10 protein-coding genes and 1 pseudogene are annotated in these 8,609 nt (G+C 71.8%); 1 reads left to right on the plus strand and 10 read right to left on the minus strand.

Features of this window, described 5'->3' with window-relative positions:
- From G6031_RS06440 to G6031_RS06485, 10 genes are all read right to left on the minus strand, one after another.
- Positions 1-258: DUF4040 domain-containing protein (locus G6031_RS06440; protein ID WP_347238451.1), on the minus strand; the 258-nt coding region annotated here is incomplete at its 3' end.
- Positions 255-554 (minus strand): monovalent cation/H(+) antiporter subunit G, encoded by a 300-nt coding sequence (locus G6031_RS06445; protein WP_182652801.1) that lies wholly within the window; start codon positions 552-554, stop codon positions 255-257. The genes G6031_RS06445 and G6031_RS06440, both read right to left, overlap by 4 nt.
- The gene (locus tag G6031_RS06450; RefSeq protein WP_182652802.1) at positions 551-811 is read right to left on the minus strand and encodes a hypothetical protein; all 261 of its coding nucleotides are present in this window, start codon (positions 809-811) and stop codon (positions 551-553) included. The genes G6031_RS06445 and G6031_RS06450 overlap by 4 nt, the downstream gene beginning before the upstream one ends.
- A gap of 19 nt (positions 812-830) precedes the next feature.
- A complete protein-coding gene (gene mgtE, locus G6031_RS06455) occupies positions 831-2,279 on the minus strand; it encodes a magnesium transporter (RefSeq protein ID WP_182652803.1) in 1,449 nt (482 codons plus the stop codon).
- Entirely contained in the window at positions 2,272-2,649 is a 378-nt protein-coding gene (locus G6031_RS06460; protein WP_182652804.1) for a monovalent cation/H(+) antiporter subunit G, read from the minus strand. The genes mgtE and G6031_RS06460 overlap by 8 nt, the downstream gene beginning before the upstream one ends.
- Positions 2,646-2,903: a monovalent cation/H+ antiporter complex subunit F gene (locus G6031_RS06465; RefSeq protein ID WP_182610375.1), complete on the minus strand. Its 258-nt coding sequence runs from the start codon at positions 2,901-2,903 to the stop codon at positions 2,646-2,648. The genes G6031_RS06460 and G6031_RS06465 overlap by 4 nt, the downstream gene beginning before the upstream one ends.
- Positions 2,900-3,265: a Na+/H+ antiporter subunit E gene (locus tag G6031_RS06470; RefSeq protein WP_182610374.1), complete on the minus strand. Its 366-nt coding sequence runs from the start codon at positions 3,263-3,265 to the stop codon at positions 2,900-2,902. Before G6031_RS06470 ends, G6031_RS06465 begins: the two co-directional genes overlap by 4 nt.
- Positions 3,262-4,914: a monovalent cation/H+ antiporter subunit D family protein gene (locus G6031_RS06475; RefSeq protein ID WP_182652805.1), complete on the minus strand. Its 1,653-nt coding sequence runs from the start codon at positions 4,912-4,914 to the stop codon at positions 3,262-3,264. Before G6031_RS06475 ends, G6031_RS06470 begins: the two co-directional genes overlap by 4 nt.
- Complete coding sequence (locus G6031_RS06480; protein ID WP_182644693.1) at positions 4,911-5,324, minus strand: cation:proton antiporter subunit C; 414 nt, start codon at positions 5,322-5,324, stop codon at positions 4,911-4,913. The genes G6031_RS06475 and G6031_RS06480 overlap by 4 nt, the downstream gene beginning before the upstream one ends.
- Positions 5,321-8,194: a DUF4040 family protein gene (locus tag G6031_RS06485; RefSeq protein WP_182652806.1), complete on the minus strand. Its 2,874-nt coding sequence runs from the start codon at positions 8,192-8,194 to the stop codon at positions 5,321-5,323. Before G6031_RS06485 ends, G6031_RS06480 begins: the two co-directional genes overlap by 4 nt.
- A gap of 167 nt (positions 8,195-8,361) precedes the next feature.
- On the opposite strand from G6031_RS06485, the pseudogene G6031_RS06490 reads away from it, so the two are divergent.
- Positions 8,362-8,609 (plus strand): annotated as a pseudogene (locus G6031_RS06490) (hypothetical protein); the annotation flags it as partial.

Below are 8,609 nucleotides of genomic sequence, written 5' to 3' on the forward strand. Positions count from 1 at the left end.
GCCGGTGACCCCGGTCCCGATGGCGGCCTCGGCGAGCGCGACGTCCGGTGCGCGGACCCCCGCCCACACCAGCGCCAGCAGTCCGCCGAGCAGGACGAACGACACGAGCGCGGTGAGCCGGTCGCGCACGGTGAGGGCCACGGTCGCCGCGACGAGGGCCGCGACGCCCACCACGAGGTCGATCACGCCCGCGTCGATCGGCCCCGCCTCCACACCGAGCGCCTCCACACTCAGCGCCTCCACACCGAGCGCGTTCACGCCGCCGCGCCCCGGTCCGGTTCCGTCGCGAGCAGGGTGGCCGCGACGGCGGCCACGGCCATTCCCAGCACCCAGATGGTGGCGTACTTGGCGACCTCCCAGCCCGAGTCCGCACGGAGGGACAGCGCGAGCATGACGAACCCCAACCCGAGGGTGTCCGCCTTGGTGACGGCGTGGAGGCGGCTGCGGAGGTCCGGGAAGCGGAGGAGCCCGAGCGTCCCGGCGGTGAAGAACAGACCCCCGAGGACCGCGGCGACGATCGCCGCGACGTCGAGGACGGCGCCCGCACCGCTCATCGTGGGCCGGCGGTGACCATCGTGACGGTGAGCACGAGCGCCAGCGCCACCAGGACGAGCGCCGCGTCGCGCAGCGAGGGCAGGTGGCCGGTCACCGAGAGGACCGCCAGCGACGCCGCCCCGGTGGTGCCGGCCAGCACGACCCCGGTGACGCGGTCGCGTGGGCCGGGACCGCGGACCACCCGGACCAGGCAGGCCAGGATGTTGAGGACCAACACGACCACCAGGGCCTGCAGGACCACGGTCACCAGGTCCACGGTGACGACCCCTGCACCACTACAACCCCAGCACCGAGCGGGCGATGAGGAAGTACACGATCAGCCCGATCGCGTCCACGAACGTCGTGATGAACGGATTGGAGAACACCGCCGGGTCCGCCTTGACCGATTGCGCGAGCAGCGGCATGAGCCCGCCCACCGTGGCGGCGATGGTGCACAGCGCGAGCAGCGTGAACCCGATGACCAGCCCGAAATCGAATCCGAAGATGAACCCCGCGGCGAGGAGACCCACCCCGCCGAGCGCCAGACCCAGGATGAACCCGGTCCGCACCTCCTGCACGAGCACCCGCAGGGCGTCGCGGGGTCGGACGTCACCGAGGGCCAGGGCGCGGGTCACGGTCGTGGCCGCCTGGTTGCCGGTGTTGCCGCCGGTGCCGATGATGAGCGGCACGAACAGCGAGAGCGCGACCACCTGCTCGAGCGTCGTCTCGAACACCGCGAGCACCTGCACGGTGAGCGCGGCGCCGAGCGCCAGCACGAGCAGCCACACCACGCGGGAGCGGACGATGGACCGGACGGGCGTGGACAGGTACGGCCGACGGAGCGGCTCGGCACCACCCTGGCGGGCCGCGTCCTCGGTCTCGGCGTCCTCGAGGATCCGCAGCGCGTCGTCGACGGTGAGGATGCCCACGAGGCGGTCCTCCTCGTCCGTGATCGGCAGGACGATCACGCGCTCGTCCGCGCTGAGGCGGGCGGCCTCCTCCTCGGAGGCGCGGGCGTGGATCGAGATGGCGTCGTTCATCAGGTCCCCGACGAGGGTGTCGGGTTCCGCGCCCATCAGGGACCTCAGGCCGACGACCCCGATGAGGCGGCGTCCCTGGTCCACGACGGGGATCGTGTAGATCGTCTCGACGTCGACCAACCGGGCGCGGACCCGGTCGAGCGCCTGCTCCGCGGTCATCTCCGGCCGGGCGGAGACGAACTCGGGCGTCATCCTGCGGCCGATGGAGCCGGCCGGGTAGCCGAGGATCTCGTTGGTGAGCGCGCGCTCCTCGGGCGGCAGCCCGCGCAGGAGGCGCGTGGCGACGAAGGCCGGGAGCTCGTCCATGAGAGCCACTCGGTCGTCGGGGTCGAGCTCCTCGAAGAGGTGGGCGACCTGCTCCTCGCGCAGACCGCGCAGCAGCTCGGACTGCACCGGCGCGTCGAGGGCCTCGAACAGCACCAGGGCGCGCCCCTTGGGCAGCAACCGGAACGCGACGGCCCGGTCGCGGTCGGCGCTGCGCTCGAACATGTCCACCACGACCTGGTCGGGCAGTGACGCCATGAGGCGCGAGGCCGCCCGGAGGTCGCCGCGGGAGCGGAGCCGGGCCAACCGCCGGGTCGCCTCGTCCAGGCTCATCTCGCCGTAGGTGCTGTCCTCGTCGACGTGCTCGTCGACCAGGGCGAACCCCGTGGCGTCGGTCGGTGGCCCCCCGGGATCGTCCGGCAGATCGCGCGGCTCAGTCATCACCGGTCCCCTTGGGGGAGTCGGACGGGGCGTCGGTGGCGAACCCGATCTGCGAATACCGGGTGGCCGAGGTGGGCGCGGCGCCCGAGAGGAACCCCGAGCGGGCGATGGCCATGGCACCGATGGCGGAGGAGGCGAACTGGAGGATCGCGGCCACCACCACCTTCGGCGCAGCCTCCCAGGTGGGGTGCAGCAGGAAGGCGCCGACGATCACGAACACCAGCCCGAGTCCGGCGGCCGCCCCGATGGCGGAGGACCGGACGTAGAGGTCGGGGAATCGCAGGAGGCCGATGGCGCCTCCGAGGAACACCACGGACCCCGTCAGGATGGAGACCGATCCCAGGACGGTCGCGAGCAGGTCCCAGCTCATCGCCGACCCCCGGACATGAGTCGGGCCAGCGAGAGAGCGGAGACCAGGCCCACCAGCGTCGCGACCAGGACGAGGTCGTAGACGAAGGGGCTGTCCACCCTCACGCCGACGAGGGCGAGGAGTGCGATGAACGCGAAGAACAGCAGGTCCGCCGCGATGGCACGGTCACCGGCGTGGGGTCCACGGACCATCCGGTAGGAGGACAGGACGGCCGCGATGGAGACCAGGACGATGGCGATGTCGACGGCGATCACCGGACCAGCCCCTCTCTCCGGATCGCCCGCAGCATGTGGTTCTCCATATCGTGTAGCGAGGCCGTCAGGTCGTCGGGATCCGGGAAGTACATCCCGTGGACCACGATCTCCCACCCCTCACCGCCCCCCGGATGGTGCGCGCCCAGGGTCAGCGTCCCCGGGGTCAGGGTGATGAGCGAGGACAGGACGGTCACCTCGAGTTCGGTGCGGCACCTGGTGGGGAACCGCACGAAGCCCGGGGTGATCGAGGCGTGGGGCAGGAAGGCGTCGCGGACGACCTTCGCGCTGGTCGTGGTCTGCTGCCAGAAGAACCACAGCAGGAACCACAGGATCCGCAGCGGCCAGGTCAGGGTGGCGGTCATCCGAGCACCGCCTGGACGTATCCGGTCGGGTCGTACAGGTTGGCCGCAGCGGTCCCGGACAGCTCCAGGAGCACCTGACCCCCCAGTCCCAGCGCCAACGTCACCACGGCCAGCGCCAGCGCGGGCGCTGCGAGTGCCAGACCGATCCGGCGACCCGGGGGCACCATGACGGTGTCGGGGGCCCCGGCCTCCGCCGTGGCGGTGGCCACCGTGGAGGTCGCGGCGCCACCGCTCGCGGCGCCACCGCTCGCGTCGAGCCCGGCGCGGTCCCGGCCGTCGGGGATCCCCGGGGCATCGGAGTAGGCGGGGTCCAGACCCTCCGGGAGCGTGCGGGAGTCGGTGGCGGTGGGTTCGCCGAGGAAGATCCCCGTCCAGATCTTGAGCATCGACAGCAGGGTGAGGATGCTCACCGCCACGGCGACGGCCGCGGCGGCGATCTGCCCGGCGTCGAGGGCGGCGATGATCAGGCTGAGCTTGGCCACGAAGCCGGAGAAGGGCGGGATCCCGGCCAGCGACATGGCGGAGGCGAAGAACGCGATCGCGATGAGGGGCTCGGTCTTGGCCAGTCCCGAGAGCTGCCCGAGCCGCCTGGGTCCGTAGCGCACCTCGATCGCGCCGATCGCGAGGAACAGCCCGGCCTTGACGATCATGTGGTGCAGCAGATAGAAGATGCCGGCGGTGAGCCCGAGGGGGCCGAACAGGGCGACCCCGAGCAGGATGTAGCCGATCTGGCTGACCATGTGGAACGCGAGGATCGAGCGGGGGGCGGCCTCGCCCACCGCGCCGAGGACGCCGATCAGCATGGTGGCCGAGAACACGACCACGCCCACCCAGAGGTAGCGGGAGTCCCCGTCGAAGATCACCGCGTAGACGCGGTAGATCGCGTAGATCGCGATCTTGGTGTGCAGTCCGGAGAACATCGCGGTCACCGCGGGGGACATCTTGGGGTACGCCCGCGCCAACCACCCGTGCACGGGGACCACTGCGGCCTTGATGGCGAGCGCGAAGAGCACCAGGGCGGTGGCCACGGCCACAGCGGTGTCCTCGGACGCGGCCCCGTGGAGTTCGGCGATGTTGACGGTCCCCGTCAGCCCGTAGATCAGGGCCACGCCGATCAGCAGGATGGTCGAGGCGAGCAGGTTGACCGAGATGTAGAGCCGCGACGCCGCGACCCCGGCCACGCTCGCCCGCCCGGACCGCGTGATCATCATGAGCCCGTACGAGGGCAGGAGCATGACCTCGACAAAGACGAAGAAGTTGAACAGGTCCCCCGTGAGCAGGGCCCCGTTGACGCCGGCGGTCACGAGCAGGACCAACGGCGGGTAGAACCGCTTGAACGCCTCCCCGGCCGCCACGGCGAAGGCCGCGCACGTGAGCGTCAACAGGCTCGTCACCGTGAGCATGAGAGCGGAGAACATGTCGAGCACGAACGGGATGGCCACCCCGGGGGCCCACAGCGCGACCTGGTGCACCACGACCGACCCGTCCGACACCCACGGCACGGTGGCGACGGCCGCGGCCAGCTGCGCCACCAGCACGACGAAGAGGACCGACAGGACCAGGCGCGTCCGCGAGGCGACGGCGACGAGCAGGCCCGCCGCCAACAACGGGACGGCGACGAACAGGGTGAGGGCGGACTCCAGCATCATCGGTGGACCCCTTCCGCGTCGTGGTTCGTCGGCTCGTCGGGTTCCGGGTCCTCCGGGTGGGCGCCCCCCGGGATCTCCGGGAGGAGGTCCAGGTGGTCGAGATCGCCGACGTCGGTGTCGTCGTCATCCCCGCCGATCACCGCCAGCACGAGCAGGTAGATCGTGATGGCGAACGCGATGACGATGGCGGTGAGCACGAACGCCTGCGGCAGACCGTCGGCCGTGAGCGACGGGTCGGGGTCGGACACCAGTGGTTCCTCGCGCCGGGACGCCCCGCCGGCCGCCATGAGCGTGAGGTGCGCGGCGTGGCTGAGCAGGATGAACCCCAGGATCACCCGGACCATCCCGCGCTGCAGGACGAGGAAGACGAAGCCGGCCATGAGGACGCCGACGGAGATCGCGAGGGTCATGCCTGCACCTCCCGGTTGTCGGCCGCGTCGAGGACCGGTTCCGCGTCCTCGGTGGTGGCGGGGTCGGTGGCCTCCGCGCCCGGGCCGGGGGGCGGGGGCGGCACGGCGGGTTCGTCGCTCCGGTCGTCCCCGCCGAGCTTGTCGATCGCGGCCATGACCACGCCGAGGACGGCCAGGTAGACGCCCACGTCGAAGACCAGCGCGGTGGTGAGGTGCACGTCACCGAGGTAGGCGTGCAGCGGCAGGAGGAAGGAGCCGTCGGCGAAGCCCGCCAGGCCCGTGAGGACCCCGATGATCACGCCGGCCGCGATGACCGCGACGTACGGTACGCGGATCCGCGCCGCCTCGTCGCTCGGCGCGCGCAGGTAGTAGATCGCGATCCCGGCGCCGCCGATGAGCGCGGAGTTGAACCCTCCGCCGGGGGCGTTGTGGCCCCGGACGAGGAAGTAGAGCGAGAGCAGCACGATCAGGGGGCCGAGGACCCGGGCGAACGTGCGCAGGAAGACGCCGTTGTCCCGGGCGGGCAGGAGCGGCGAGTCCGCGTGGACGGCGAGCGGCACCTCGCGACGGGGCAGGGCGCGCCTGGCGTGCAGCGCGAGGATCACCGCGAGTCCGGCTACGCCGAGCACGGTGAGCTCCCCGAGGGTGTCCAGCGCCCGGTAGTCCACCAGGACGGTGTTGACCACGTTGATGCCGCCGGTGTCCTCCTCCGCGTTGTCGAGGAAGTACCGCCCGACATCGGAGAGTTCACGGCGGCCGGTCATGGCCCACACCGCCGCGCCCGAGGCCAGGCCGACCACGACCGCGACGGCCGCGCTGACGAGCGTCCGCGAGCGGGAGACCGTGTGGAAGGCCCGGGGGAGACGCTGGAGGACCAGGACGATGACGACGACGGTGAGCACCTCGACGAGGAGCTGGGTCAGGGCCACGTCGACCGCGCCGAGCGTGAAGAACCACAGCGCCATGGCGAACCCGACGATCCCCACGTTCGCGACGGCGCCGAGACGGGAGCGGGAGACGACCATGGCCGCGGTGCCCACCACGAGCAGCACCACCACCACCCAGTCCTCCGCCCGGACGGGTGAACCCACCTCGGGCTCGGGTCGGACTGCCGCCACGCCCACGGCGGCCAGGGCGACCAGCACCACGAGGACGGCCCAGACGTGCCGGGAGATCCGGTCGGTCCGGGTGACGTCGCCGACGCGCGCCCCGCCCGCGATGGCCCACCGGCGCAGCGCGTCGACCGTCGCCACGCCGGTGATGGGGGCGAGCTCGCGGTCGAGGAAGCGGTCCACGGGATTGCGTACCAGGACCAGCACGATCCCGAAGGTGATCACGACCATCGACATGAACAACTCGGGCGCGAACCCGTGCCAGAGGCCGAAGTCCGCCTCGTAGCCCTCGCCGAGGGACGCGCGCGCCGCGGCCGCGACCGCCGGCTCGAGGAGGAACCCGGTGAACCCGAGGACCAGGCCGAGCACCGCGGGGAGGGCGGCGGGGAGGAAGAACGAGGCGTGGGGGGCCTCGATGGTCTCCGGGGTGCTGTGCACCGGCTCTGGACCCGGGCCCGCCGGGGGGCCGTGGGTGACGAACCCACCGAGCAGGAAGCGTGCCGAGTAGGCGAAGGTGAAGGTCGCGGCGAACACGGCCAGGGCGCCGAGCGCGGGCCCCGTCCACGCCGCCCCCGGCGCGTCCAGCATGGACTTGAACATCCACTCCTTGGACACGAAGCCCAGCAGCGGGGGCAACCCCGCCATCGACGCCGCGGCCAGGCCCACGCCGATCGCCGTGCCGGGCATGATGCGGTAGAGCCTCGGGAGGCCGCTCATGGCCCGGGTGCCGGTCTGCTGGTCGACCACTCCCACGAACATGAACAGGGACGACTTGAACAGCGCGTGGGCGATGGTGTGGATGATCGCGGCGACCATGGCGGCCGGGGTGCCGACGCCGATCGTCGCCACCAGGAAGCCCAGCTGGCTGATCGTGGAGTAGGCGAGGAGTTCCTTGAGGTCGTCCCGCTGCATGGCGAACACGGCGCCGAGCACTGCGGTGGTCATGCCGCAGGTGATGAGGAGCAGGTTCCACACCGGGACGTCGTGCAGTGCCTCGGAGAACCGCAGCAGCAGGTAGATGCCGGCCTTGACCATGGCGGCGGCGTGCAGATACGCGCTGACCGGCGTCGCCGCGACCATGGCGTCGGGCAACCACGCCTGGAAGGGGAACTGCGCGGACTTGGTGAACGCGGCCATGGCGATCAGCACGGCGATCACCGTGGCGAAGCCGGGGTCAGTCGACCACACCGGATCGACCAGGATCTCCGACAGCACGGTGGTGCCGGTGCGGACCACCATGAGCGCCGCGGCGGTGAGCAGGCAGAGCCCGCCCGCGACGGTGACGAGGAGCGTCCGCACCGCGGGCTGCGTTCCCTTGGGGCCGGCGAGCGTGATGAGGAAGAAGGAGCACAGGGTCGTGAACTCCCACGCGACGAACAGCAGGACGACGTCGTCCGCCAGGACCAGCCCGAGCATCGACGCGGCGAACAGCGTCATCAGGCCGTAGTACCCGCCGTGACCGCCACCGCGCCCGAGGTACCGGGACGAGTAGGCCATCACCACGGCCCCGATCCCGAGGACGATCATGGTGAACACGCGGGCCAGCGGGTCGAGGGACAGGCGGAGTTCGACGCCCAACGCGGGCATCCACGCGACCGTGGAGACGGTGTCGACGGGGACGGCGAACCAGATGTACAGGGCGAGGCCGCCGAGCAGCGCCGCGAGCGGCCATCCCGCGTCCCGCCCCATGGTGCGGGCCAGCAACGGTGAGATCGCCGCGATGCCGAAGGCCACTGCGAGGGCGAGGGTCAGGGTCACGTGCCGTTGGCTCCGGAGGTGGTCGAGATGGGCGTCGGAACAGACCCGTGGGTACCGAGCCCGCCGGGCCAGGCTAACACTCTCCGCCCGGGCGGATTCGGGCAGGATTCCGGGGCATGCCGAATGACCTGCGGGAACGGGTGCGCCACGTCACTACCATCCACGGCATGCCCCCCACCCCCAGTGCAGCCGACCGCGCGGACGAACCTCTGGACGACCCGGTCGGCGACCCGGTCGACCGGTCGCCGGACGAGCCTGCGGTGGACGAGCCGGCGGGGGACACGAGGGTGGACCCGGTCGACGAGCCCGTCGACGAGCCGGTCGGCGGGGCGCCCAGCGGCCCGGGCCCCGGCAGGCGGGCCCTCGCGCTGGTCGTGGTGATCCTGCCGCTGGTCCTGGCGGCGCTGTGGGCTGC

The organism is Dietzia sp. CQ4 (assembly GCF_014145125.1).
Lineage (GTDB): Bacteria > Actinomycetota > Actinomycetes > Mycobacteriales > Mycobacteriaceae > Dietzia > Dietzia natronolimnaea.

What these genes read in the sequence shown, in the direction of transcription:
- G6031_RS06445 (WP_182652801.1), bottom strand. Translation starts at nt 554, where the DNA reads ATGAGCGGTGCGGGCGCCGTCCTCGACGTCGCGGCGATCGTCGCCGCG.
- mgtE (WP_182652803.1), bottom strand. Translation starts at nt 2,279, where the DNA reads ATGACTGAGCCGCGCGATCTGCCGGACGATCCCGGGGGGCCACCGACC.
- G6031_RS06460 (WP_182652804.1), bottom strand. Translation starts at nt 2,649, where the DNA reads ATGAGCTGGGACCTGCTCGCGACCGTCCTGGGATCGGTCTCCATCCTG.
- G6031_RS06470 (WP_182610374.1), bottom strand. Translation starts at nt 3,265, where the DNA reads ATGACCGCCACCCTGACCTGGCCGCTGCGGATCCTGTGGTTCCTGCTG.
- G6031_RS06475 (WP_182652805.1), bottom strand. Translation starts at nt 4,914, where the DNA reads ATGATGCTGGAGTCCGCCCTCACCCTGTTCGTCGCCGTCCCGTTGTTG.
- G6031_RS06480 (WP_182644693.1), bottom strand. Translation starts at nt 5,324, where the DNA reads ATGACCCTCGCGATCTCCGTCGGCGTCCTCATGGCCGGCTTCGTCTTC.